The organism is Pseudomonas fitomaticsae, from assembly GCF_021018765.1.
Taxonomy (GTDB): domain Bacteria; phylum Pseudomonadota; class Gammaproteobacteria; order Pseudomonadales; family Pseudomonadaceae; genus Aquipseudomonas; species Aquipseudomonas fitomaticsae.
Genome location: NZ_CP075567.1, coordinates 2,080,015 through 2,104,252, shown reverse-complemented (window position 1 = coordinate 2,104,252; position 24,238 = coordinate 2,080,015). Strand labels below are relative to the sequence as shown.

The window sequence follows — 24,238 nt, the reverse complement described above, 5'->3', positions numbered from 1 at the left end:
CTACCAGCGGAACCGCAAGGACGGCGCTGCTGGTGTCGGCGTCGGCGCAACGACTGGCGGCGCCCCGGCGACCGCAGGCTGAGGTGCAGCGACCGGAGCCGGCGCCTCGGCCGGCAGCTCCTGCAACTTCGCCAGCGACAATTGCGCCCGTAACTGATCGGCACTGCCGCTGACCCGATACAGGATGCGATCGGCATCGACACTCTGCAGACGCACGCCAAACGGTTCGAGTAACCGCAGCAGCGCCGCGTAGTGCTCCAGGTTCATGCCCTGCACTTCCAGGGTCTGCTGGCCGGACGCGCCGGGCTTGGCCACAAAACGTGGCGCCAGGCGTTCAGTGACCGCCAGCATCACCGCATCGGCCACAGCGGCCTGATCCGCGCCCTGCACGTTGCCCGCCTCTTTCTTGTCGCCCAGCCACAATTGCCATTTGGCCTGCCATTGCCCGCTTTCTTCGCGAGCATGCACGGCGAGCAAGGCGTCAGCGTTGTAGCGTTCGGAAGCGTTGCGCAACGCCGCCGGGTCGGCACCCTCAAGCGCCGGCGCCGTGGCGACCAATTGCTCGCTCAAGTCCGCCAGTGGCAAGCGCAAAGGCAAACCACGGTGCTGGGCGGCGCGGCGCAACGGTGCGGCACTGGCCTGACCGTCGCCCACCAGACTCGAACCCTCGGTCGAATCATTCAGCCACCAACTCAGGATCGAGGGTCGGTTGGCACCCCACAGCGCCAGCCCGGCGCGGCGCAACGCCTGCTCGGTGGTTCCCGGATCGAAATCGACTTTCAGCACTTCCGGCGGCCCGGCATCGAAACCGAACTGACTGATGATCTGCTGCGGATCCTTGCGAACCGGCGCCAGCCCCGGGTTCTGCGGGGCTTTCGGGTCACCGGTCAGGCGCAACACCAAGGTATCCAGCGCAGCCTGGGTCGCGCGATCGCGCTCCTCTGGCGACTGGCCAGTGACCGGTTCGCGGACCTGATAAAGACCTTTGAGATTTTCGGCCTGGCTCGCCAGGCTGATCAGAGACAAGCCACCCACTAACAGCCATTTACAAAAACGCATGGAAAATTCCCGTCGACAAGAGCGGCTGGAACAGGCCGCGTGTACCGTTGTGGCAAGCCTGTGACCACAGGCCATCGCAAAACATTCACACGCGGTCGGTAAGTTTTTGCACAGTCCTAACGATAGACGGTTCCTTATACAGGCACCCGTGATGTCGCCCACAGCGTCAATTGCAAAATTTTTCCACCGATATGCCCCTGCCCGTCGGCGTGAGGATGGCCGCTGCCCCTCAAGCCTGATAAAATCGCGCGCCTTCGCAGACCGGCAACAGCCGGGCACCCCGAACTTCGCGTGAGGCAATCGCCCCTGTCGGATTCGGCGTTCCCGCTGAACTCGGTCGTTACCCCTGAATCCCCTCCCCTAAAGGCCTGGATCATGAGCAAGCAACCCTCCCTGAGCTACAAGGACGCCGGTGTAGACATCGACGCCGGTGAAGCATTGGTCGAACGCATCAAGAGCGTCGCCAAGCGCACTGCGCGCCCGGAAGTCATGGGCGGCCTGGGCGGTTTCGGCGCCCTCTGCGAGATCCCGGCCGGTTACAAGCAGCCGGTGCTGGTTTCCGGTACTGACGGCGTCGGCACCAAGCTGCGCCTGGCGCTGAACCTGAACAAGCACGACAGCATCGGCCAGGACCTGGTCGCCATGTGCGTCAACGATCTGGTGGTGTGTGGCGCAGAGCCGCTGTTCTTCCTCGACTACTACGCCACCGGCAAGCTGAACGTCGACGTAGCGGCCACCGTGGTCACCGGCATCGGTGCAGGCTGCGAACTGGCTGGCTGCTCGCTGGTTGGCGGCGAAACCGCTGAAATGCCTGGCATGTACGAAGGCGAAGACTACGACCTGGCCGGTTTCTGCGTCGGCGTCGTGGAAAAAGCCGAAATCATCGACGGCTCGAAAGTCGCCACCGGTGACGCCCTGATCGCCCTGCCATCGTCCGGCCCGCACTCCAACGGCTACTCGCTGATCCGCAAGATCATCGAAGTGTCCGGTGCCGACATCGAAACCGTTCAGCTCGACGGCAAGCCACTGACCGAACTGCTGATGGCCCCGACCCGCATCTACGTGAAGCCGCTGCTCAAGCTGATCAAGGACACCGGCGCCGTCAAGGCCATGGCCCACATCACCGGTGGCGGCCTGCTCGACAACATCCCGCGCGTTCTGCCAAAAGGCGCTCAGGCCGTGGTTGACGTGGCCAGCTGGAACCGCCCGGCCGTCTTCGACTGGCTGCAAGAGAAAGGCAACGTCGACGAAACCGAGATGCACCGCGTGCTGAACTGCGGCGTGGGCATGGTGATCTGCGTGGCTCAGGAGCACGTTGAAGTTGCCCTGAACACCCTGCGTGACGCCGGCGAGCAGCCTTGGGTCATCGGTCAGATCGCTGTCGCTGCCGAAGGCGCGGCCCAGGTCGAACTGAAGAACCTCAAGGCTCACTGATGTCCCAGACCTGTGATGTCGTGGTGCTGTTGTCCGGCACCGGCAGTAACTTGCAGGCCCTGATCGACAGCACGCGGACCGGCGACAGCCCGGTCCGCATCGCTGCGGTGATTTCCAACCGCGCCGACGCCTACGGCCTGCAACGCGCCAGTGACGCGGGTATCGCCACCCGCTCGCTGGATCACAAGGGATTCGAGGGCCGCGAGGCCTTCGATACCGCCCTGATCGAACTGATCGACGAATTCAACCCCAAACTCGTGGTACTGGCCGGCTTCATGCGCATTCTCAGCGCTGACTTCGTCCGTCATTACCAGGGTCGCCTGCTCAACATCCACCCGTCGCTGCTACCCAAATACAAAGGGTTGCACACGCATCAGCGCGCGCTGGAAGCCGGCGACGCCGAACACGGCTGCTCCGTGCACTTCGTCACCGAGGAACTCGATGGCGGACCACTGGTCGTACAGGCAGTAATACCGGTAGAGTTGCACGATTCGCCGCAAAGTCTGGCGCAACGGGTTCACGTTCAGGAACACCTGATCTACCCGATGGCCGTACGCTGGTTCGCCGAAGGACGGCTGAGCCTCGGCGAGCAAGGTGCGTTACTGGATGGCCAGTTACTCGGGGCCAGCGGTCACTTGATTCGAAACTAGGAGATTTTATGCGTCGCGCCCTGCTCTTCGCTTGCGCTCTGCTCGCCCTGCCTTTTGCCCAGGCGGCAGACCTTCAACCGTTCTCCGCCAGCTACACCGCCGACTGGAAGCAGTTGCCCATGAGCGGCACTGCCGAACGCAGCCTGACCAAACAGGCCAACGGCGTCTGGAAGCTCAGCTTCAAGGCTTCGATGATGATTGCCAGCCTGTCCGAGGAAAGCACCCTGACCCTGGACAAGGACACCCTGCTGCCACAGTCCTACCACTTCGAACGCGGTGGTCTGGGCAAGGCGAAAAAGGCTGACCTGGACTTCGACTGGGCCAACAAGCTGGTGACCGGCACCGATCGCGGCGACGCGGTGAAAATCCCGCTCAACCGCGGCATGGTCGACAAATCCACCTATCAACTGGCGCTGCAGCATGACGTGGCCGCCGGCAAGAAAAGCATGAGCTATCAGGTAGTCGATGATGGCGAAGTCGATACCTACGACTTCCGCGTGCTGGGTTCGGAGAAAGTCGAAACCAAGGCCGGCCAGATCGATGCGATCAAGGTCGAGCGCGTCCGCGATCCGACACAAAGCAAGCGCATTACCGTCCTGTGGTTCGCCAAGGACTGGGATTACCTGCTGGTTCGCCTGCAACAGGTCGAAACCGACGGCAAGGAGTACAACATCATGCTCCTCGACGGCACGGTCAACGGCAAGACGGTCAAAGGCAGCTGATCCGACGCAAAATCAAAAAGCCCCGCAAACGCGGGGCTTTTTTTCGCCTGCCGAAAGCTGATCAAACCGAAAACTTGGCCACCATGCTGTTCAGGTCCACCGCCAGCCGCGACAGCTCCTGACTCGCAGCGCTGGTCTGATTGGCCCCGGCAGACGTCTGCATCGCCAAGTCACGGATGTTCATCAGGTTGCGATCAACTTCCCGCGCCACGGCCGCCTGCTCTTCCGACGCACTGGCGATCACCAGGTTGCGCTCGTTGATCAAGGTGAACGCCGAAGCAATTTCCTCCAACGCCACGCCAGCCGCCTTCGCCAGCTCCAGGGTCGAGCGCGCCCGGACGTTGCTCTGCTGCATCGAGCTGACCGCCGAATCGGTGCCCTGCTGGATGCCGCCGATCATCTGTTCGATCTCCTGCGTCGACTGCTGAGTGCGATGGGCCAGCGCCCGCACTTCATCCGCCACCACCGCAAAACCCCGCCCGGCATCCCCCGCCCGCGCGGCCTCGATCGCCGCGTTCAACGCCAGTAGATTGGTCTGTTCGGCAATCGAGCGGATCACATCCAGCACTTTGCTGATGCTGTAGACCTTCTGCGCCAGGTCCTCCACCTGCGTGGCATTGGCGGTGACATCGTCCGCCAGCAGTTCGATGGACGACACGGTCTGCTGCACCTGCTCGCGGCCATGCTGGGCAATGCGATCAGACTCACGGGAAGCCTCGGAAGTCGCGACAGCATTGCTCGCCACCTCTTCCACGGCGGCGGTCATCTGATTGACCGCCGTGGCCGCCTGTTCGATTTCCAGACTCTGCTGGTGCAGCCCTCGCGTTGCGTCTTCAGTGACACAGCTCAACTCCTCCGAGGCCGAGGCCAGTTGACTGGACGACTCCGAGATCCGGCGAATGGTGTCCCGCAGGTTGTGCTGCATGCTCTTGAGCGCGTGCAGCAGCCGCGCCGGTTCGTCCTTGCCGGAAATGCTGATATCCCCGGTCAGATCGCCGCCGGCCACCACTTCCGCCACATTGAGCGATTGCGACAGCGGCAGCACGATGCTGCGGGTCAACAACAACGCCAGGGCGATGGTAATCAGCGCGGTGATGCCGATCATCACCCCGACCCAGACCCGCGAATTGGTGAACACCAGCCGTGCCGCCTCAGTGGCGAGGTTGGCGTTGTGCTTGTTCAGCTCGACCAGTTCACGCAGGCTCACTGCAATCTCATCCGCCAACGGGCTCATCTGCCCGTTGAGAATGGCGGCCGCCTCCTCCACTCGTCCCTGAGCAGATAACGTCATCACCTGCGCCTGAAGCTCCAGGTATTTGTGTTCGGCGACCTTGAAGCGGTCGAACAGCGCGCGCTCTTCGGGCAATACGATCAGAATGTCGTAACGTTGCAGGGCTTCGCTCAGCACACCGCGCAAATCATTGAGCTTGGCCACATTCTGATCCAGCGCCTGCGGATCACGATTGAGCAACAGGCGCATGGTCAGCGCGCGCAGGCGCAGCATGTCCTGGCTCATCTCGCCCACCGCCATCACGCTGGGCAGCCAGTTGTTGTCGACCTCGTCGGACTGCGCGCGCATGTTCGACATCTGCAGCAGGGCAAACGCCCCAAGGGCAAACACCATCAGCGCCAGCACGCCAAAACCCAGCCCGGCCCGAGGCGCAATATTGAGACTACGGATACTCATTGCTCTGGTTCCTTCCAAAAGCGCTGCATCAACCCTGCAGCTGGTTGCTCTAGAAGGTATCGGCCCTTTGGAAAATTGCGTAAGACCAAAACGTGATATCAAAAGGCCTCAATACTTCGAACCTATCGCATTATCGATTCAGCGCGGGTTTGCCGGACTTGAGCGCTGTTCGCGGCAAGATCGCCAGGAAGTTGTCCCGTGCGACTTTTTTTGCCACTACCTCGGGCAAGGCATCGAGAAACGGACTGAAGCTGTGGATTTCCTTGCCGAGTTTGTTGAATCGCCCGACCACGTCCGAACCGATCATGAAGCGATCCGGATAGCGCTCCACCAGTTGCACCCACTCGGCTCGCGGCTGGCCCTTTTCGTCCAGCAGATAAGGCGTCAGCAGGCTCCACGACAGATCAATGAACAGGTTCGGGTACGCCTCCAGCATTCGCGCCAGGGTCGGCAGCAGAAAATCCAGTTGCGTCTGATGACGATGAATTTCGGCACTGGTGCCGGCATGGGCCCATATGAACCGGGTGTGCGGATGATTACGCAGCGGCTCTTCGATTTCCTTCAGGTACAGCGGATTCTTCTCACGCTTGGAGGTGATGTTGGAATGCAGCATCACCGGCAGATCGTTTTCGGCGGCCAGATGATAGATGCGGGTCATGGCTTCGTTGTTGGCGCGTGGAGTGTCGCCGGAGGTCAGCGCGGTGAGGTCGTCGTGACGGGTGAAGACCTCGCCGATGCCCTGCCACAAGCCGGGATACAGATCGAGCATGCGCTGGATGTGCGCGGCGGAGTTCTTGTCGTTGGGGTTGAAGCCTGAAAGAAACGGGTGGAAGTATTGGCGCTGCTCCGGTGCGAGTTTCTGCACCGCGTCGGCAACGATCACATCAGTCGCGCTGTACCAATAGGCATCGGCATCGTCGCCAGCGTAATAACGCGGGCGCTTCGGCTCGTCTTCGTGCCATTTCTTCGCCACAGGGATGCCGGAAATCATCACGTGCTCGATGGCGTTTTCCTTCATGGCCGTCAGCAATTTCGGCATGCCGGCGGTTTCCTGGAAAAAATCCACGTAATGCAGGTGCGCGTCACTGTAGGTGTAATCCCGGGCACTGGCGGCGCCGGTAAAAACCATCAGGCAGGCAAGACTCAAACGAAACACGGACACAAGCAATCTCCGGCAGACAGGCATAGCCTAGACCCTCGCCGGGCAACGAGGGTTCACCCGGCAAGAAAGTGGAACGCGCCTGTGTGGGAATGCTCTATACCTGCAAGGTCTTTTTTGATCGAATCCCTTTTCCTACAGCTTGCGAGGTTCACATGACCGTTACCGTCAATACCGTGTCCGCCGAAGGTTTTCGCCATACCGTACAGATCGATGAGCATGAACTGTTTGCCGACGTCCCGACGACTGCCGGCGGCGAAGGCTCGGCTCCGGAGCCGCACGATTACTTCGACGCCGCCCTCGGCGCCTGCAAGGCTCTGACCCTGAAGCTGTACGCGAAGAAAAAGGACATCCCGCTGACCGGCGTCGGCGTTGAGGTCAAACGCGACAACAGCCAGGAACAGAAAGGCAAATACGCCCTGCACGTGACCCTCACCCTCAAGGGTGTGCTCACCGATGCCCAGCGCGAAGAACTGCTGCGCGTTGCCGACCGCTGCCCGATCCACAAGCTGATGACCACCAGCGAAGTCACCATCGAAACCCACGCGCCAATCGGCTTCGACAGCCAGTAATCACCCCGACGACACCGGCGGGTTATGCTCCACGCATTACCCGCCAAGCCTGGAATGGAACATGGACACCCAACCCCTGATCATCCGCCCGCGCGCCGAAGACGTTGAAGGCCAGCCGATTCTGCGCCCGCTGCCGTCAGCCAAATGCCGCAGCGTCGGGCCTTTCGTGTTTTTCGACCACATGCTCGAAACGGTTTATCCGGCGGGCAAAGGCATGAACATCCGACAGCACCCGCACATCGGTCTGTCGACCCTCACGTATTTGTTCGAAGGACAGATCCAGCACAAGGACAGCCTGGGTTCTGATCAGGTGGTCAGCGCCGGCGATGTCAGCTGGATGACGGCCGGCACGGCGATCGCTCACGTCGAACGCACGCCTGAACCGCTATGGGAACAAAGCTTCAAGATGCACGGCCTGCAAATCTGGCTCGCCTCACCCAAGAATCACGAACAAGGCCCGGGGCATTACAGTCACCACCCGGCCGCGACCTTGCCGGTCAGCGATAACCTCGGCGTGCAGATCCGCATGATCGCCGGGTCAGGCTTTTGCCTGGAATCACCGGTGCCAGTGCTTTCTCCTACGCTCTACGCCGAACTGAAGATGCAAACCGCGACCACGCTGCTGATCCCGACCGAGCATGAAGAGCGGGCGCTGTACGTGTTGAGTGGTGATTTGCAGTTGAACGGCGAAGCGATCGAACCCCATGCGCTGGTGGTGTTGCCGGCCGGGGAAGAAATGAGCCTGTTTGCCGAAAGCGACAGCCACGCGGTGTTGTTCGGTGGTGCGCCACTGGATGGGCCACGGCGGATCAACTGGAATTTTGTCGCGAGCGATCCGGCGGCGATCGATGAGGCGCGGCGCAAGTGGGCGGCCGGGGACTGGCCGACGGTGCCGGGGGAAGTCGAGCGGATCGAGCTGCCTAAATCGCGCAGCGAACCGACACCGCTGTAAAGCAACACTCCCACGCCAGGCGTGGGAGTGTGTTCAGCCGATTCAGCCCTTGAACACTTCTTCCAGCAAATCATGCATCGACTTGAAGGCCCGCGCTGCGGTCTTCGCGTCGTACATCATCTTGCCCGGCACATTGGCGTGCGGATCGGTGAACGAGTGCACCGCGCCGCCGTAGCTCAGCAATTGCCAGTCCACACCGGCGGCGTTCATCTCGTCCTCGAATGCCGGCAACTGTTCTTTCGGCACCAGCGGATCGGAAGCACCGTGCAACACCAGCACCGAGCCCTTGATGTTCTTCGCGTCCGCCGGGTTCGGCGAGTCCAGCGTGCCGTGGAACGACACCGCCGCTTTCACCGCAGCGCCAGTGCGGGCCAGATCCAGCGCACAGCAACCGCCGAAGCAGAAACCGAACACCGCCAGTTTCGAGGTATCGACCGCTGCCTCGCCCTGCTTCTGCAATTGTTCGAACGCGGCCTGCATACGCTTGCGCAGCAGCGCGCGGTCATTCTTCAGCGGCATCATCGCCGCACCGGCCTGATCGGCATTCTGCGGACGCACGGCCTGGCCATACACGTCAGCGATCAGCACCACATACCCCTTGGCCGCCACCGATTTGGCGATCTCTTCAGCGCCAGCGCTGACACCCATCCAGTTCGGCGCCATCAACAGACCCGGACGCGCGCCTTTGTGCTCGGCATCGAACGCCAGGCGAGCTTCATAAGGCTGGCCGTCAATCTGATAGACCACGGAACGTACAGTGACCTGGCTCATTTCTGACTCCTGATTGGTTGAACACCAGAATGAAAAAACCCGCCGAAGCGGGTTTTTCTACAGTTTGATCAAGCGGACAGCTCGACCAGCAACTTGTTCAGGCGGCTCACGTAAGCGGCCGGGTCTTTCAAGCTGTCGCCAGCCGCCAGCGCGGCCTGGTCGAAGAGGATGTGCGACAGGTCGCCAAAACGCTCTTCGCTGGTTTCGTTGTCGAGCTTCGCGATCAGCGGGTGGCCCGGGTTGAATTCGAAGATCGGCTTCGAATCCGGCACCTTCTGCCCGCTGGCTTCGAGGATCTGACGCATTTGCAGCCCCAGGTCCTGCTCGCCGATGGCCAGAATAGCCGGCGAATCGGTCAGGCGATGGGATACACGGACTTCGGCAACGGAATCGCCCAGCGCGGTTTTCAGACGCTCGACCAGACCTTCTTTCGACTTGGCGACTTCTTCTGCAGCCTTCTTGTCCTCTTCCGAGTCCAGGTTGCCCAGATCCAGGTCACCGCGCGCGACGTCGACAAAGCTCTTGCCGTCGAACTCGCTGAGGTAGCTCATCAGCCACTCGTCGATGCGGTCGGTCAGCAGCAGCACTTCGATGCCTTTCTTGCGGAAGACTTCCAGGTGCGGGCTGTTCTTGACCTGCGCGTAGGTTTCGCCGGTGAGGTAGTAGATCTTGTCCTGACCTTCCTTGGCGCGTGCCAGGTACTCGGCCAGACCGACGATCTGCTCGCCATCGGTGCCATTGGTCGATGCGAAACGCAGCAGACCGGCAATTTTTTCCTTGTTGGCGAAATCTTCTGCCGGGCCTTCTTTCATGACCTGACCGAAGTTTTTCCAGAAACCCTTGTATTGCTCAGGCTCGTTTTTCGCCAGTTTTTCCAGCATGTCCAGAACACGCTTGGTCAGCGCCGACTTCATCGAGTCGATGATCGGGTCTTTCTGCAGGATTTCCCGCGACACGTTCAGCGACAGGTCGTTGGAGTCGACCACGCCCTTGATGAAGCGCAGGTACAGCGGCAGGAAGGACTCGGCCTGATCCATCACGAACACGCGCTGTACGTACAGCTTCAGGCCTTTTGGCGCTTCACGCTGGTACAGATCGAACGGTGCGCGGGCCGGCACGTACAGCAGCGAGCTGTACTCGAGCTTGCCTTCAACCTTGTTGTGGCTCCACGACAGCGGGTTTTCGAAGTCGTGGGCGATGTGCTTGTAGAACTCCTGGTATTCCTCGTCCTTCACTTCGGTGCGAGGACGGGTCCACAGGGCGCTGGCGCGGTTGACGGTTTCCCATTCTTGCGCAGGCTGCTCTTCGCCTTCGGCAGCGGCCACTTCTTTCGGCAGCTCGATCGGCAGCGCGATGTGGTCGGAGTACTTCTTGATGATGTTGCGCAGACGCCAGCCATCGGCGAACTCGTCTTCACCGGATTTCAGGTGCAGGACGATGCGGGTGCCGCGCTCTGGCTTGTCGATGGTGGCGACTTCGAATTCGCCCTCGCCTTTCGACGACCAGTGCACGCCTTCGCTGGCAGCGGTGCCGGCGCGACGGCTGTACACGTCAACCTGGTCGGCAACGATGAATGCGGAGTAGAAACCCACACCGAACTGACCGATCAGGTGCGAATCCTTCTTCTGATCGCCGGACAGGTTTTTCATGAAATCGGCGGTGCCGGATTTGGCGATGGTCCCCAGGTGGGCGATCACATCGTCACGGTTCATGCCGATGCCGTTGTCTTCGAGGGTGACGGTCTTGGCGTCCTTGTCGAAGCTCACACGGATTCTCATTTCAGCGCCACCTTCGAGCAACTCAGGCTTGGCCAGGGCTTCGAAGCGCAATTTGTCGACGGCGTCGGAGGCGTTCGAGATCAATTCGCGAAGGAAGATTTCCTTGTTGGAATACAGCGAATGGATCATGAGGTGCAGCAGTTGCTTCACCTCGGTCTGGAAGCCCAGGGTTTCCTTTTGAGTTTCCACACTCATGGTCATCAAACTCCAATCAGATGGCATTGGCCGCGACCTTGCTGGTCGGCGGCGGGTTGTTCTGTGAGTTGGGGGCGTGCCTCAGGATTTCAAGGGCTCATCGATTTTGAAGTGCGCGCGGGCGGTGGCAATCGGTTCGCTTTCGGTGCTTTGCCAGGCCGTGACCGCGACGTTGGCCACCCGCCGGCCCTGACGGCAGACCTGACACCGGGCCCAGGTGTCGCGAAACTGCCCGGCCCGCAGGTAATCGAGGGAGAAATCGATAATCTTCGGCACACCCGGCGCGCCGGTGAAAATCAGCAGGTGCAGGGCGGCGGAAAGCTCCATGAACCCGGCAATCACCCCGCCGTGGATCGCTGGCAACAAAGGGTTACCAATGTTGTCCTTGTTTGCCGGCAACTTGAACAGCAAGTCATCACCGACCCGCGAACACTCGACGCCGATGAGTCCGGCGTAGGGGATCAGTTTCAGCAGCGGCGCGTAGTCCCCCTTCTCGTGCGCCTCTTGCAGTTGCGGCTTGAAATCATCGCTCATGGGTTTTCTCCCTTGATCGCACCACCAAAGCCTTTGGTGCCTTTAAGTCCCTTGCCCATGCGCATGAAGGTGCCGACGACATGGGCAATCGGTTGCTCGGGATCATCCTGATAGGCGAAGCCGCGAGCGAAGATCACATCGGTGGTGACTCGATAACATTGGGCGAAGCCATACACGTCTTTATGCGGCTCGGCGGCGTGCATGTAGTCGATGCGCAGATCGAGGGTCGGGCAGACTTCGAATTCCGGCAGGACACACAGGGTCGACATGCCGCACGCGGTGTCCATCAGCGACGTGATCGCCCCGCCATGAACCACGCCGGTCAGCGGGTTACCAACGATTTGCGCACTGTACGGCAGCACCACCGTCAGACCTTCGCTACTTGCGCTATGCACCTTCAATCCCAGCACCTGACAGTGGCGCAAGGCCGAGAGAAACCGTGTCGCACGCTCAAAAACGGGGTTTTCGGCCATTTGATAATTACTCTTGTTAGTCGCCATTCCCAGTAGTGGAAAGAACAGCAAAAGTTCCATTGCAAAACAAACTTATATATCTGAAAGAAATGAGGAACTTAAGCCGTGGGCCTGAGCTCTTAAGGCCAGTAGTTATTTTCCATAAGGAGAAACACCCCATGCGTAAGACTTTAGCTATTGCCTTGATGTTGACCGCTTCCCTCGGTCTCGCTGCCTGCGATAAAAAATCCGAGGACAAAGCTCAAGATGCCAACCAACATGCTGAACAAGCTCAGCAAGACATGAACAAAGCTCAGGATAAGGTGAACGACGCAGCGAAAGAAAACGCCGAAGCTGCCAAAGCTCAGGCCGAATCGAACGCTGCAGCGCAAGAAGAAGCTGCCAAGAAGCAATAAGCCGCTTCTCGACAACTCAAAAGAAAACCCGCCAAGTGCGGGTTTTCTTTTGTCTGTGATTTTTTGCCCATGCCGTCTTAGAGCAAAACAGTTCTAAAAGTCGGACTAATCATCAGCAACAATGAACACACTAAGCCGACCAGCCAGACCAGACTGCGCAGCGTAGGAATATCCGCCAGGTAAAACCACAAATAGAAAATCCGTGAGATCACGAAGATGATCGCCAATGTATCGATCAGCCATCCCGCCGTCTGCGTGGTATGCGCCATCAACACGCCAACGGCAAACAGGATGAACGCTTCGATGCTGTTCTGATGTGCCGCCAGCGCCCGGGCTCCGTAACCGGTGAGTTGCGCCTGCTGCTGACGCGGCAGGTGGTTGTTGTAACCGCCCTGCTCTTTCATGGCCTTGCCGACCGGCATACGCGCCACGTAGATCAACAATGCACTGATAAACACACACCAGAACGGAATACTCATCAAGCAGCCTCTTTGTTCGCTTCGGGCAATGGCGCCTCTGTAGGGGTATAGACCATTACATCGAGCACGTCGGAATGAAACTCCCGGCGATACAACACCAGCACCACGCCGGCACTCATCAACATGAACAGCCACGGACTGACGAACCACGCCAGCATGCTCATGCCGAAGTAATAGGAACGCAGACCGAAGTTGAACTGGTTGGCCGCCATCGAAATCACCCGTGCCGCCCGCGAGGCGAACGCCTTGCGCTCCTGCTCCGAGACTTGCCGCTCACCGATCATCGGGGCCGAGCCGACCAGAATGGCGGCAAAGTTGTACTGGCGCATGCACCAACTGAAGGTGAAGAAGGCATAGACGAAAACCAGCGCCAGACACAGCAACTTGATCTCCGACATGCCCTGGGAGGCCTGTTGCACCATCGGGATGTCCGCCAGCAGCGACACCGCGCGCTCGGATGCGCCGAGCACGGTCAGGATGCCCGCCAGGATAATCAGCGTGCTGGAGGCAAAGAACGAGGCGTTGCGCTCAAGGTTGCCGATCACGCTGGCGTCGGCAATACGGTTGTCACGCAGCAACATGCGGCGCATCCAGTCTTCGCGGTACAGGTGCAGCACGCTGGCCAGGCACGCGGTGTCACGGCCCTTCCAGGTGGCATAACGGGTATAACCGCCCCAGCAGATGACGAACCAGAGCGCGGCCAGCAGATGGATCAGGTTGGCTTGGATGAACGACATGCAATTCCCTGTGATGAAGATTTCGGCTCCCCTTCGACGTTAGTCAAGGGAAAAAGACACTGCCTGAAGCCCATAAAAAATGCCCCGCATCGATTGATACGGGGCATTTCTGTCTAATCGCTCGGCAGCCGCTTGTGGCGGCCCGGCAATCTTAGGCGAGTGCTTCGGCGCGCTTGCCCAGCAGGCGGTCGCAAACCACAGCAACCACCAGGGTCATCACGCACGGCACCAGCCACGCCAGACCTTGCTCGCTCAGCGGCAGGTGGGCCAGTTGCGATGGCATCCAGTCAGCCAGGCCAGCACCTTTTAACGCATCGATGGTGCCGAACACGAACGACACCAGCATCACCGGGCCCATGATGCGGCTCTGCTCATGCCAGAACGCAGCGCAGAAGCTCAGGGCCACCAGCACGATGCACGGCGGGTAGATTGCGGTCAGTACCGGTATCGAAAACGCGATCAGCTTGGTCAGACCCAGGTTGGACACCAGCAGCGAGAACGCCGCCAGGATGATCACCAGGGTCTTGTACGACAGCGGCAGTATGCGGCTGAAGTATTCGGCACAGGCGCAGGTCAGACCAACCGCAGTCACCAGGCACGCCAGGGAGATCAGCACTGCGAGGAAGCCACTGCCCAGCGAACCGAAGGTGTGTTGCACGTAGGCATGCAGTACCGCCGCGCCGTTGGTCGCGCCCGCAGCCACTTCATGGCTGCCGGAACCCAGTCGGAACAGGCTGACATACACCAGCGCCAGACCGACACCGGCAATCAGCCCGGCGATGATCGCGTAACGGGTGATCAGCGCCGGCGACTCTACGCCACGGGAGCGGATCGCGTTGACGATGACGATGCCGAACACCAGCGCGCCGAGGGTATCCATGGTCAGGTAACCATTGATGAACCCTTGAGAGAACGGTGCCGCAACGTATTCCGGAGTGGCCACGCCGATGTCACCGGCCGGCAGTGCGAATGCGGCGATGCCGAGCACGGCCAGGGCGATGATCTTCAGGGGTGCAAGGAAGCGACCGACGGTGTCCAGCAGACGCCCAGGGTAGAGCGAAATGAAGAACACCAGCAGGAAGTACACCGAACTGTAGAGGAACAGTGCCAGGGGGCTCTCGCCGGTCAACGGCGCCAGACCCACTTCAAAGGAAACGGTCGCGGTACGCGGGGTGGCGAACAGCGGGCCGACGGCCAGGTAGCAGGCCGCTGCCAGCACGACGCCGGCGATCTTGCCGATCGGGCTGCTCAGAGCGTCCATGGCACCACCGACCTTGGCCAATGCGACCACGGTGACCACCGGCAGACCGACCGCCGTGATCAGGAAGCCCAGCGCCGCCATCCAGACGTTGGGCCCGGACTGCAAACCGACGATAGGCGGGAAGATGATGTTGCCGGCCCCGACGAACAGGGCGAATGTCATAAAACCAAGTGCCAGGATGTCCTGACCTTTCAAAACTTTCATTAAGGAAATACCACACTACTGAATCGGAATTTAGAGGGGGATTTCCCTGTGGGGTTAGGGAAATGCTGTCAATCCGTATAAGACTGACCCGTTTAGCGCGTTGCATGCCTTGTGGGCGGCAGACGCAAAAATGGCTGCTAGCCTAACGAATTTGCCTGACAAACGCACTGTTTGAGGGCGAACTATCCGATACGCGACGTGTCTGTGTCGCGTTTTTGCATGTAATTGGGCAAGTGCCTATAAATCGCCATCGTCAAACCGATCATCAGAAACGACAAAGGCCACCCGAAGGTGGCCTTTGTTGCTGGAGCTAAAAAGTCAGCCGAAGCTTACTTCTTCACTTCCCAGCCAGTCAGCTCGGCCAGGGCCTTGCCGATGTCTGCCAGCGAACGCACGGTTTTCACGCCTGCGTCTTGCAGAGCAGCGAATTTCTCGTCTGCAGTGCCTTTGCCGCCGGAGATGATTGCGCCAGCATGGCCCATGCGCTTGCCCGGAGGAGCAGTCACACCAGCGATGTAGGAAACAACCGGCTTGGTCACGTTGGCTTTGATGTAAGCAGCCGCTTCTTCTTCAGCCGAACCGCCGATCTCGCCGATCATGACGATCGCTTCGGTCTTCGGGTCTTCCTGGAACAGCTTCAGGATGTCGATGAAGTTCGAACCCGGGATCGGGTCACCACCGATGCCGACGCAAGTCGACTGACCGAAACCGGCGTCAGTAGTCTGCTTCACAGCTTCGTAGGTCAGGGTGCCGGAACGGGAAACGATACCGACCTTGCCTGGCAAGTGAATGTGACCTGGCATGATGCCGATCTTGCATTCGCCTGGGGTGATCACGCCTGGGCAGTTAGGGCCGATCAGGGTAACACCCAGCTCGTCGCACTTGACCTTGGCGTCCAGCATGTCCAGGGTAGGAATGCCTTCGGTGATGCAGACGATCAGCTTGATGCCGCCGAAAGCTGCTTCCAGGATCGAGTCCTTGCAGAAAGGAGCCGGAACGTAGATCACGCTGGCGGTGGCGCCAGTGGCTTCTACAGCTTCTTTCACGGTGTTGAACACAGGCAGGTTCAGGTGAGTGGTGCCACCTTTGCCTGGGGTCACGCCGCCAACCATTTTGGTGCCGTAGGCAATGGCTTGTTCGGAGTGGAAAGTACCCTGCGCACCGGTGAAGCCCTGGCAGATTACTTTGGTGTCTTTATTGATCAGGACGCTCATTACTTGCCCTCCGCAGCTTTAACGACTTGTTGAGCAGCGTCGGTCAGGCTGGTAGCAGCGATGATGTTCAAACCGCTTTCTGCCAGTACTTTAGCGCCCAGTTCAGCGTTGTTGCCTTCAAGACGAACAACAACCGGGATTTTCACGCCGACTTCTTTCACCGCACCGATGATGCCTTCGGCAATCATGTCGCAACGAACGATGCCGCCGAAGATGTTAACCAGTACTGCAGCGACATTGCTGTCGGACAGAATGATTTTGAAAGCTTCGGTTACGCGTTCTTTGGTAGCACCACCACCTACGTCGAGGAAGTTGGCTGGCTTGCCGCCGTGCAGGTTGACGATGTCCATGGTACCCATGGCCAGGCCGGCACCGTTCACCATGCAGCCGATGTTGCCTTCCAGCGCTACGTAGTTCAGTTCGAACTTGGCAGCGTGCGCTTCGCGCGGATCGTCCTGCGACGGATCGTGGAAAGTCTTCAGCTTAGGCTGACGGTACATTGCGTTGGCGTCGATGTTGATCTTGGCGTCCAGGCAGTGCAGATCGCCGTCAGCCTTGATCACCAGCGGGTTCACTTCCAGCAGAGCCAGGTCGTGATCCTTGAACAGCTTGGCCAGACCTACGAAGATCTTGGCGAACTGAGCAACCTGCTTGCCTTCCAGACCCAGCTGGAATGCCAGCTCGCGACCCTGGAATGGCTGAGCGCCAACCAGTGGATCGATAGTGGCTTTCAGAATTTTTTCTGGAGTGTCGTGAGCGATTTTCTCGATGTCCACGCCACCTTCGGTGGAAGCCATGAACACGATGCGACGGCTCGAACGGTCAACGACAGCGCCCAGGTACAGCTCTTTAGCGATATCAGTGCACGATTCAACCAGGATCTTGGTGACTGGCTGGCCGTTGGCGTCAGTCTGGTAAGTCACCAGACGCTTGCCCAGCCACTGCTGTGCGAAGGCTTTGGCGTCTTCTTTGCTGCGAACCAGCTTGACGCCGCCCGCTTTACCGCGACCACCGGCGTGAACCTGGGCTTTGACAACCCACTCGTTGCCGCCGATTTTGTCGCAAGCTTCTGCTGCTGCTTCCGGGGTGTCTACTGCGAAACCAGTGGAAACTGGCAGGCCGTATTCAGCGAACAGCTGCTTACCCTGATACTCGTGAAGATTCATGCTTTTTACCGTCTTCGTTAGGTACTGCGCATTCGGCGCTGCGCTCTTTATGAGTGCCGCGCCACCTGTGACTGCTGCTTGCGTAGCCTTTCCGGATACCCGGTGCAGCTACGCAAGGCTGCGTCCAGCGGACATTCCGCGGTGAGTCTTGCACGCAAGGCTCACGACGGGCCGTACCGCCGTGGTTTCTTATTGTGTGTCTTAACGCTTCTTGCGGTTGGCAATGTGGATGGCGCCGCCATTCACTGCCAAAGCTGCTTCGTGCAAGGCTTCAGACAGGGTCGGATGGGAGAAAACCATCATGCCCAGGTCTTCAGCGCTGGTGCCGAATTCCATACCGATCGCGCCCTGCTGAACCAGTTCTGCAGCGCTCGGGCCAATCACGTGCACGCCCAATACGCGGTCAGTCTTGGCATCGGCGATGACCTTGACGAAACCACCGGTATCGTTGGCGGCCATGGCACGGCCGGATGCTGCGAACGGGAAGGTGCCGACGTTAACTTCAACGCCTTCAGCTTTCAAGGCCTGCTCGGTTTTACCGACCCATGCGATTTCCGGGTGAGTATAAATAACCGAAGGGATCAGATCATAGTTCATCTGGGCCTTGTGGCCCTTGATGCGCTCGACAACCATGATGCCCTCTTCCGAGGCCTTGTGAGCCAGCATCATGCCGCGAACCACGTCACCGATGGCGTAAACGCCCGGTACGGTGGTGGCGCAGTGATCGTCAACGTGCACGAAACCGCGCTCGTCCAGGGTCACGCCGCTGTCGGCAGCCAGCAGATCAGTGGTCACCGGACGGCGACCAACGGCTACGATCAGCTTGTCGAAAGTGATGGTCTGTTCGCCGTTGGCGTCGGTGTAGTTCACAACGACTTCGTCGCCGTTCACTTTCGAGCCGGTTACGCGAGCGCCCAGTTTGATGTCCAGACCCTGTTTGGTCAGGGTTTTCAGCGCTTCCTTGGAAACCGCGGTGTCCGCCGCCATCAGGAAGGTGTCCAAGGCTTCCAGGACAGTCACTTCTGCACCCAGACGCGACCAGACCGAACCCAGCTCCAGACCGATCACGCCAGCGCCGATCACGCCCAGACGCTTAGGTACGGATTGGAATTCCAGAGCGCCGGTCGAATCGACGATGACTTTCTGATCGACCGGAGCCGGTGGAATGTCGATCGGACGCGAGCCTGGAGCCAGAATGACGTTTTCGGCTTCGATGACTTCAACCGAGCCGTCCGGCTTGGTGACTTCGACTTTCTTGCCGGCCAGCAGTTTGCCGTGGCCCTGGATCGAAGTAACGCCGTTGGCCTTGAACAGGGTGGCAACACCGCCGGTCAGGTTCTTGACGATGCCAGCCTTGCGGCCAACCATCGCAGCGACGTCCATTTTGACTTCGCCGGTCGAGATACCGTGGACGTTGAAGCTTTCTTTCGCTTCCTTGTATTTCCAGGAGCTGTCCAGCAGCGCCTTGGAAGGAATGCAGCCTACGTTCAGGCAGGTGCCGCCCAGGGCTTGCTTGCCTTCAGCATCGGTGTACTTCTCGATGCAGGCAGTGCTCAGGCCGAGTTGCGCGGCCTTGATAGCTGCCACGTAGCCGCCAGGGCCCGCACCGATCACTACTACGTCAAATTTCTGCGACATTCAAAAAATCCTCTTTAGCGAAAAGCTTCAAGCCGCGCGCTGCAAGCCAGGCTGCGTTTTCCCGCAGCTTGAAGCTTGCAGCGCGTGACTGCTTCTATCAGATATCCAGCAACAGACGAGCCGGATCTTCCAGCAGGTTCTTGATGGTCACCAGGAAGGTTACAGCTTCTTTGCCATCGATCAGACGGTGATCGTAGGACAGTGCCAGGTACATCATCGGACGGATCACGACCTGACCGTTGATGGCCATCGGACGCTGGATGATGTTGTGCATGCCCAGAATCGCTGCCTGCGGCGGGTTGACGATCGGGGTCGACATCATCGAACCGAAGGTACCACCGTTGGTGATGGTGAAAGTACCGCCGGTCATTTCGTCCATCGACAGTTTGCCGTCACGGGCCTTCTTGCCGAAGGTGGCGATGCCGCCTTCGATTTCAGCCAGGCTCATGTGCTCGGCGTTACGCAGAACCGGAACCACCAGGCCACGGTCGCTGGAAACAGCGACGCCGATGTCGGCATAACCGTGGTAAACGATGTCGTTGCCGTCGATCGAAGCGTTGACCGCCGGGAAGCGTTTCAGCGCTTCGGTGGCAGCCTTCACGAAGAACGACATGAAGCCCAGGCGTACGCCGTTGTGGGACTTCTCGAACAGATCCTTGTACTTCGAACGCAGGGCCATGACTTCGGTCATGTCGACTTCGTTGAAAGTGGTCAGCATCGCCATGTTCGATTGAGCTTCAACCAGACGCTTGGCAACGGTGGCACGAACGCGGGTCATCGGAACGCGCTTCTCGATGCGGTCGCCAGCGGCGAACACAGGAGCGGCGGCGGCCGGAGCAGCAGCCTTGGCAGGCGCGGCAGCCGGAGCGGCTTTCTTGGCAGCAACGGCTGCAACCACGTCTTCCTTGGTCACGCGACCGCCTTTGCCGGTGCCGGCAACGGAAGCGATGTTGATGCCGTTCTCTTCAGCCAGCTTGCGCGCGGCAGGAGCTGCGATCGGGTCGTCCTCGCCGTCGGCGGCTGGAGCAGCGGCAGCAGCGGCCGGAGCAGCAGCGGCAGCCGGAGCGGCGGCAGCAGCGCCGCCTTCAACGATGGAGCCCAGGACTTCGTCGGACAGGACGGTTTCGCCCTCACCCTTGACGATTGCGCCCAGCACGCCGTCGGCGGTAGCCAGCACTTCCAGTACGACTTTGTCGGTTTCGATGTCGACGATCAGTTCGTCACGCTTGACGGCGTCGCCCGGTTGTTTGTGCCAGGTGGCAACGGTGCCATCGGCAACCGATTCCGGGAAAGTGGGGGCTTTGATCTCGATAGCCATTATCTGTGGTTCCTTAAATTCGGTTTCAGGTGCGCGAAGGCGTTAAACGGTAAACGCGTCTTGCAGCAGTTGTTCCTGCTGCTCGGCGTGCATCGATGCGTAACCACATGCTGGTGCAGCAGAAGCCTCACGGCCCGCGTACTCGAGTACGAGAGACTTGTTGAGGTTGCTGATGCTGCGACGCAGGTGGTGCTGACTGCAGTACCAGGCGCCCTGGTTCATCGGCTCTTCCTGGCACCAGACAGCCGCTTTGGCGTTGGTGTAAGGAGCCAGGACTTCTTTCAAGTCGTCCTCAGGGAACGGGTACAGCTGCTCGATACGCACGATGGCAATATCTTCGCGGCCTTCGGCACGACGTTTTTCCAGCAGGTCGTAGTAGACCTTGCCGCTGCACAGAACAACGCGCTCGACCTTTTTCGGGTCCAGTGCATCGATTTCCGGGATAACGGTCTGGAACGAACCTTCGGCCAGATCTTCCAGGGTCGAGATGGCCAGTTTGTGGCGCAGCAGCGACTTTGGAGTCAGAACGACCAATGGCTTGCGCAGCGGGCGAATCACCTGACGGCGCAGCAAGTGGTAGATCTGGGCCGGGGTGGTCGGCATGCACACCTGAATGTTGTGCTCGGCGCACAGCTGCAGGTAACGCTCAAGACGCGCCGAGCTGTGCTCAGGGCCCTGACCTTCGTAGCCGTGTGGCAGCAACATGGTCAGACCGCAGAGACGGCCCCACTTGTGCTCGCCGCTGGTGATGAACTGGTCGATAACGACCTGTGCACCGTTGGCGAAGTCGCCGAACTGGGCTTCCCAGATCACCAGCGCGTTTGGCGTGGTGGTCGAGTAACCGTATTCGAACGCCAGTACGGCTTCTTCCGACAGGAACGAGTCGTACAGGTCGAAGCGTGGCTGACCTTCATACAGATGCTTGAGCGGGATGTAGGTACCGGCATCTTTCTGGTTGTGCAGCACAGCGTGACGGTGCGAGAACGTACCGCGGCCGATGTCCTGACCGGTCATGCGGATCGGGTGACCTTCGAACGCCAGGGTCGCGTACGCCATGGTTTCGGCGTAACCCCAGTTGATCGGCAGGCCGCCGGCTTGCATCTTCTGACGGTCTTCGTAGATCTTCGCGACCTGACGCTGAACCACGAAGCCTTCCGGAATTTCCAGCAGCTTGGCGGACAGTTCCTGCAGGGTCTTGAGGTCGAAACGAGTGTCGTGACGCGCAGTCCAGGCGTGGCCCAGATACGGACGCCAGTCCACGAACAGCTCTTTGTTCGGCTCTTTGACCAGCGATTTCACTACATGCAGACCGTTGTCCAGCGCGTTGCGGTATTCGTCGACTTTCGCCTGAACACGCTCGGCATCCAGCACACCGGCCTGGGTCAGACGATCAGCGTACAGCTCACGGGTGGTGCGCTGCTTGGTGATCTGCTGATACATCAGAGGCTGGGTGCCGCTTGGCTCGTCGGCCTCGTTGTGGCCGCGACGACGGTAGCAGACCAGATCGATCACCACGTCACGCTTGAACTGCATGCGGTAGTCGATGGCCAGCTGGGTCACGAACAATACGGCTTCCGGATCATCACCATTCACATGGAGGATCGGCGCCTGGATCATTTTCGCAACGTCGGTCGCGTACTCGGTGGAACGCGAGTCCAGCGGGTTGCTGATGGTGAAACCGACCTGGTTGTTGATCACGATGTGCACGGTACCGCCGGTCTTGAAACCGCGGGTCTGCGACATCTGGAAGGTTTCCATCACCACGCCTTGACCGGCGAATGCCGCGTCACCGTGGATGGAGATCGGCAGAACCTTCTCACCGGTAGGGTCGTTGCGACGATCCTGACGGGCGCGAACCGAACCCTCGACCACCGGGGAAACGATTTCCAGGTGGGACGGGTTGAACGCCATGGCCAGGTGAACTTCACCGCCGGTGGTCATTACGTTGGACGAGAAGCCCTGGTGGTATTTAACGTCACCGGAACCCAGCTCGACCTTCTTCTTGCCTTCGAACTCGTCGAACAGCTCGCGCGGGTTCTTGCCGAAGGTGTTGACCAGTACGTTCAGACGGCCACGGTGGGCCATGCCGATGACGACTTCCTTGGTGCCGTAGGAACCGGAACGCTGGATCAGTTCGTCGAGCATCGGAATCAGGCTTTCGCCGCCTTCCAGACCGAAACGCTTGGTGCCCGGGTATTTGGTGCCCAGGTATTTTTCCAGGCCTTCACCGGCAGTTACGCGCTCGAGCAGGTGGCTCTTGATGTCCGCGGAATATTCCGGACGGCCACGCACGCTTTCCAGACGCTGCTGGAACCACTGGCGCTGCTCGGAATCGGTGATGTGCGTAAATTCAGCGCCGATGGTGCGGCAATATGTCTGCTGCAACGCTTCGTGAATTTCGCGTAGGCTCGCTTCCTCTTTGCCGATGAACAGGTCGCCGGCACGGAAGGTCGTATCAAGATCGGCATTGGTCAAGCCGTAGTGATTGATCGACAGGTCTGCAGGTGCAGGACGCTGCCACAGCCCCAGCGGGTCAAGCTGGGCTGCCTGGTGGCCACGCATACGGTAGGCCTGGATCAATCGCAGCACTTCAACTTGCTTCTTCTCGTGCTCACTGCTCACGCTGCCGGCGGAAACCGGTTGGGCGCGGCGCTGGTTCTTTGCCAGCAGCACGAAATGATCGCGAATTGTGGAGTGCGAAACATCTGTGGCAGAGCTGCCGTCGGCAGGCAGCTTCTGAAAGTAGGTGCGCCACTCTTCTGGCACAGCGTTAGGGTCGTGCAGGTAGAGCTCGTAGAGCTCTTCCACATAGGCAGCGTTTCCACCTGAAAGGTAGGCGCTGTTCCACATGCGCTGCATCACGCTTTCTTGCATGCTTGGTCACCCTCGGTTAGGGGAACACCATCGGTGTCGACACCGAGCAAGCTTGCAGAAGTCCGAATGCAGCGACCAAAACAAGCCACTTAGGATCACACTGATAGTCCGGGTACCAGCCCGGATGCCCCTGCTTGTCTCATTTCTTCAAAATAAGAGCCGCAGCTTATGGCTGCTGCTCTGGTTATAGCCATGGCGCGGGTTGAAGCCCGCGCCTAAGCCCTCTACGGGTACAGCGGTTACAGCAGCTGAATCACACGCCGCTCGAAAGCAGCATGTTACGGATGTGACCGATGGCCTTAGTCGGGTTCAGGCCTTTCGGACATACGTTGACGCAGTTCATGATGCCCCGGCAGCGGAAGACGCTGAACGGGTCATCGAGGGACGCCAGACGCTCGGACGTCTTGGTATCACGGCTGTCTGCCAGGAAGCGGTACGCTTGCAGCAGGGCAGCTGGACCCAGGAACTTGTCCGGGTTCCACCAGAAGGACGGGCAAGAGGTCGAGCAGCAGGCGCACAGAATGCACTCGTACAGACCGTCGAGCTTTTCACGCTCTTCAGGGGACTGCAGACGCTCGATGGCCGGAGCCGGCGTGTCGTTCTGCAAGAATGGCTTAACCTTCTCGTATTGCTTGTAGAAGATGCTCATATCGACAACCAGGTCACGGATAACCGGCAAACCTGGCAGCGGACGAACGATCAGCTTGTTACCTTTTACGACAGCGGACAGCGGCGTGATGCACGCCAGGCCGTTCTTGCCGTTGATGTTCATGCCGTCGGAGCCGCAGACGCCTTCACGGCAGGAGCGACGATAGGAGAAACCTTCGTCCTGCTCTTTGATCAGGGCCAGCACGTCCAGCACCATCAGGTCTTTACCACCGGTATCAACCTGGAATTCCTGCATGAACGGCGCAGCGTCCTGATCAGGGTTGTAACGATAAACACTGACTTGCAACATGGCGGTCA

22 protein-coding genes and 1 pseudogene are annotated in these 24,238 nt (G+C 59.6%); 6 read left to right on the top strand and 17 right to left on the bottom strand.

Going from position 1 to position 24,238, the window contains the following annotated elements:
- Entirely contained in the window at positions 1-1,059 is a 1,059-nt protein-coding gene (locus KJY40_RS09525) for a DUF2066 domain-containing protein (RefSeq protein WP_230736365.1), read from the bottom strand.
- A gap of 375 nt (positions 1,060-1,434) precedes the next feature.
- Here KJY40_RS09525 and purM point away from each other — a divergent pair, with 375 nt between their 5' ends.
- The 3 genes from purM to KJY40_RS09510 are packed head-to-tail and all read left to right on the top strand — an operon-like array spanning position 1,435 to position 3,865.
- Positions 1,435-2,493 carry a phosphoribosylformylglycinamidine cyclo-ligase gene (gene purM, locus KJY40_RS09520; protein ID WP_007950393.1) on the top strand — a complete coding sequence of 353 codons (1,059 nt, stop codon included), beginning with the start codon at positions 1,435-1,437 and terminating at the stop codon, positions 2,491-2,493.
- Entirely contained in the window at positions 2,493-3,143 is a 651-nt protein-coding gene (gene purN / locus KJY40_RS09515) for a phosphoribosylglycinamide formyltransferase (protein WP_085608847.1), read from the top strand. Before purM ends, purN begins: the two co-directional genes overlap by 1 nt.
- A gap of 8 nt (positions 3,144-3,151) precedes the next feature.
- Positions 3,152-3,865, top strand: coding sequence for a DUF3108 domain-containing protein (locus KJY40_RS09510; protein WP_007950391.1), 714 nt, complete (start codon positions 3,152-3,154; stop codon positions 3,863-3,865).
- 61 nt (positions 3,866-3,926) lie between these two features.
- Here KJY40_RS09510 and KJY40_RS29885 read toward each other — a convergent pair whose 3' ends face one another.
- The 3 genes and pseudogenes from KJY40_RS29885 to KJY40_RS09500 form a co-directional block, all read right to left on the bottom strand.
- Positions 3,927-4,970, bottom strand: a complete 1,044-nt coding sequence (locus KJY40_RS29885) for a methyl-accepting chemotaxis protein (protein ID WP_431768342.1) — start codon at positions 4,968-4,970, stop codon at positions 3,927-3,929.
- A 102-nt stretch (positions 4,971-5,072) separates the two neighbouring features.
- Positions 5,073-5,489, bottom strand: a pseudogene (locus tag KJY40_RS29880) (MCP four helix bundle domain-containing protein); the annotation flags it as partial.
- 193 nt (positions 5,490-5,682) lie between these two features.
- The gene (locus KJY40_RS09500) at positions 5,683-6,738 is read right to left on the bottom strand and encodes an amidohydrolase family protein (protein ID WP_230736362.1); all 1,056 of its coding nucleotides are present in this window, start codon (positions 6,736-6,738) and stop codon (positions 5,683-5,685) included.
- Between the two features lie 128 nt (positions 6,739-6,866).
- On the opposite strand from KJY40_RS09500, the gene KJY40_RS09495 reads away from it, so the two are divergent.
- Positions 6,867-7,283: an OsmC family protein gene (locus KJY40_RS09495; RefSeq protein ID WP_230736360.1), complete on the top strand. Its 417-nt coding sequence runs from the start codon at positions 6,867-6,869 to the stop codon at positions 7,281-7,283.
- A gap of 61 nt (positions 7,284-7,344) precedes the next feature.
- Positions 7,345-8,235, top strand: coding sequence for a pirin family protein (locus tag KJY40_RS09490; protein ID WP_230736358.1), 891 nt, complete (start codon positions 7,345-7,347; stop codon positions 8,233-8,235).
- A gap of 42 nt (positions 8,236-8,277) precedes the next feature.
- On the opposite strand, the gene KJY40_RS09485 is transcribed toward KJY40_RS09490, so the two are convergent.
- From KJY40_RS09485 to KJY40_RS09470, 4 genes are all read right to left on the bottom strand, one after another.
- Entirely contained in the window at positions 8,278-9,006 is a 729-nt protein-coding gene (locus tag KJY40_RS09485) for a dienelactone hydrolase family protein (protein WP_230736356.1), read from the bottom strand.
- Positions 9,007-9,074: 68 nt separating this feature from the next.
- Entirely contained in the window at positions 9,075-10,979 is a 1,905-nt protein-coding gene (gene htpG, locus KJY40_RS09480; RefSeq protein ID WP_230736354.1) for a molecular chaperone HtpG, read from the bottom strand.
- Positions 10,980-11,060: 81 nt separating this feature from the next.
- Positions 11,061-11,513, bottom strand: a complete 453-nt coding sequence (locus KJY40_RS09475) for a PaaI family thioesterase (protein ID WP_230736351.1) — start codon at positions 11,511-11,513, stop codon at positions 11,061-11,063.
- Complete coding sequence (locus KJY40_RS09470; protein WP_134825919.1) at positions 11,510-11,986, bottom strand: PaaI family thioesterase; 477 nt, start codon at positions 11,984-11,986, stop codon at positions 11,510-11,512. The genes KJY40_RS09475 and KJY40_RS09470 overlap by 4 nt, the downstream gene beginning before the upstream one ends.
- A gap of 158 nt (positions 11,987-12,144) precedes the next feature.
- Between KJY40_RS09470 and KJY40_RS09465 the strand changes: the two genes are divergently transcribed.
- Positions 12,145-12,381, top strand: coding sequence for a hypothetical protein (locus KJY40_RS09465; RefSeq protein ID WP_007959016.1), 237 nt, complete (start codon positions 12,145-12,147; stop codon positions 12,379-12,381).
- Between the two features lie 77 nt (positions 12,382-12,458).
- Here KJY40_RS09465 and KJY40_RS09460 read toward each other — a convergent pair whose 3' ends face one another.
- From KJY40_RS09460 to KJY40_RS09420, 9 genes are all read right to left on the bottom strand, one after another.
- Complete coding sequence (locus KJY40_RS09460) at positions 12,459-12,860, bottom strand: MAPEG family protein (RefSeq protein ID WP_127797328.1); 402 nt, start codon at positions 12,858-12,860, stop codon at positions 12,459-12,461.
- Positions 12,860-13,597: a DUF599 domain-containing protein gene (locus tag KJY40_RS09455; protein WP_011333121.1), complete on the bottom strand. Its 738-nt coding sequence runs from the start codon at positions 13,595-13,597 to the stop codon at positions 12,860-12,862. Before KJY40_RS09455 ends, KJY40_RS09460 begins: the two co-directional genes overlap by 1 nt.
- A gap of 151 nt (positions 13,598-13,748) precedes the next feature.
- On the bottom strand, positions 13,749-15,062 hold the full coding sequence (gene brnQ, locus KJY40_RS09450) for a branched-chain amino acid transport system II carrier protein (protein WP_230736349.1): 1,314 nt from the start codon (positions 15,060-15,062) through the stop codon (positions 13,749-13,751).
- Between the two features lie 329 nt (positions 15,063-15,391).
- Positions 15,392-16,276 (bottom strand): succinate--CoA ligase subunit alpha, encoded by an 885-nt coding sequence (gene sucD, locus KJY40_RS09445; RefSeq protein WP_011333119.1) that lies wholly within the window; start codon positions 16,274-16,276, stop codon positions 15,392-15,394.
- Positions 16,276-17,442: an ADP-forming succinate--CoA ligase subunit beta gene (gene sucC / locus KJY40_RS09440; RefSeq protein ID WP_007959029.1), complete on the bottom strand. Its 1,167-nt coding sequence runs from the start codon at positions 17,440-17,442 to the stop codon at positions 16,276-16,278. Before sucC ends, sucD begins: the two co-directional genes overlap by 1 nt.
- Positions 17,443-17,643: 201 nt before the next feature.
- The gene (gene lpdA, locus KJY40_RS09435; RefSeq protein ID WP_011333117.1) at positions 17,644-19,080 is read right to left on the bottom strand and encodes a dihydrolipoyl dehydrogenase; all 1,437 of its coding nucleotides are present in this window, start codon (positions 19,078-19,080) and stop codon (positions 17,644-17,646) included.
- Between the two features lie 97 nt (positions 19,081-19,177).
- A complete protein-coding gene (odhB, locus tag KJY40_RS09430; protein WP_007959031.1) occupies positions 19,178-20,398 on the bottom strand; it encodes a 2-oxoglutarate dehydrogenase complex dihydrolipoyllysine-residue succinyltransferase in 1,221 nt (406 codons plus the stop codon).
- 42 nt (positions 20,399-20,440) lie between these two features.
- Positions 20,441-23,272: a 2-oxoglutarate dehydrogenase E1 component gene (locus KJY40_RS09425; RefSeq protein ID WP_011333115.1), complete on the bottom strand. Its 2,832-nt coding sequence runs from the start codon at positions 23,270-23,272 to the stop codon at positions 20,441-20,443.
- Between the two features lie 253 nt (positions 23,273-23,525).
- Entirely contained in the window at positions 23,526-24,230 is a 705-nt protein-coding gene (locus KJY40_RS09420) for a succinate dehydrogenase iron-sulfur subunit (protein WP_007959035.1), read from the bottom strand.
- Positions 24,231-24,238: the final 8 nt, after the last annotated feature.

Coding starts and splice junctions, on each gene's coding strand:
- KJY40_RS09475 (WP_230736351.1), bottom strand. CDS start 11,513: ATGAGCGATGATTTCAAGCCGCAACTGCAAGAGGCGCACGAGAAGGGG.
- KJY40_RS09500 (WP_230736362.1), bottom strand. CDS start 6,738: ATGCCTGTCTGCCGGAGATTGCTTGTGTCCGTGTTTCGTTTGAGTCTT.
- purN (WP_085608847.1), top strand. CDS start 2,493: ATGTCCCAGACCTGTGATGTCGTGGTGCTGTTGTCCGGCACCGGCAGT.
- KJY40_RS09470 (WP_134825919.1), bottom strand. CDS start 11,986: ATGGCCGAAAACCCCGTTTTTGAGCGTGCGACACGGTTTCTCTCGGCC.
- purM (WP_007950393.1), top strand. CDS start 1,435: ATGAGCAAGCAACCCTCCCTGAGCTACAAGGACGCCGGTGTAGACATC.
- KJY40_RS09425 (WP_011333115.1), bottom strand. CDS start 23,272: ATGCAAGAAAGCGTGATGCAGCGCATGTGGAACAGCGCCTACCTTTCA.
- sucD (WP_011333119.1), bottom strand. CDS start 16,276: ATGAGCGTCCTGATCAATAAAGACACCAAAGTAATCTGCCAGGGCTTC.
- KJY40_RS09455 (WP_011333121.1), bottom strand. CDS start 13,597: ATGTCGTTCATCCAAGCCAACCTGATCCATCTGCTGGCCGCGCTCTGG.
- KJY40_RS09465 (WP_007959016.1), top strand. CDS start 12,145: ATGCGTAAGACTTTAGCTATTGCCTTGATGTTGACCGCTTCCCTCGGT.
- KJY40_RS09460 (WP_127797328.1), bottom strand. CDS start 12,860: ATGAGTATTCCGTTCTGGTGTGTGTTTATCAGTGCATTGTTGATCTAC.
- KJY40_RS09490 (WP_230736358.1), top strand. CDS start 7,345: ATGGACACCCAACCCCTGATCATCCGCCCGCGCGCCGAAGACGTTGAA.
- KJY40_RS29885 (WP_431768342.1), bottom strand. CDS start 4,970: ATGATCGGCATCACCGCGCTGATTACCATCGCCCTGGCGTTGTTGTTG.
- KJY40_RS09495 (WP_230736360.1), top strand. CDS start 6,867: ATGACCGTTACCGTCAATACCGTGTCCGCCGAAGGTTTTCGCCATACC.
- KJY40_RS09510 (WP_007950391.1), top strand. CDS start 3,152: ATGCGTCGCGCCCTGCTCTTCGCTTGCGCTCTGCTCGCCCTGCCTTTT.
- KJY40_RS09420 (WP_007959035.1), bottom strand. CDS start 24,230: ATGTTGCAAGTCAGTGTTTATCGTTACAACCCTGATCAGGACGCTGCG.
- KJY40_RS09525 (WP_230736365.1), bottom strand. CDS start 1,059: ATGCGTTTTTGTAAATGGCTGTTAGTGGGTGGCTTGTCTCTGATCAGC.
- lpdA (WP_011333117.1), bottom strand. CDS start 19,080: ATGTCGCAGAAATTTGACGTAGTAGTGATCGGTGCGGGCCCTGGCGGC.
- KJY40_RS09485 (WP_230736356.1), bottom strand. CDS start 9,006: ATGAGCCAGGTCACTGTACGTTCCGTGGTCTATCAGATTGACGGCCAG.
- brnQ (WP_230736349.1), bottom strand. CDS start 15,062: ATGAAAGTTTTGAAAGGTCAGGACATCCTGGCACTTGGTTTTATGACA.
- sucC (WP_007959029.1), bottom strand. CDS start 17,442: ATGAATCTTCACGAGTATCAGGGTAAGCAGCTGTTCGCTGAATACGGC.
- htpG (WP_230736354.1), bottom strand. CDS start 10,979: ATGAGTGTGGAAACTCAAAAGGAAACCCTGGGCTTCCAGACCGAGGTG.
- odhB (WP_007959031.1), bottom strand. CDS start 20,398: ATGGCTATCGAGATCAAAGCCCCCACTTTCCCGGAATCGGTTGCCGAT.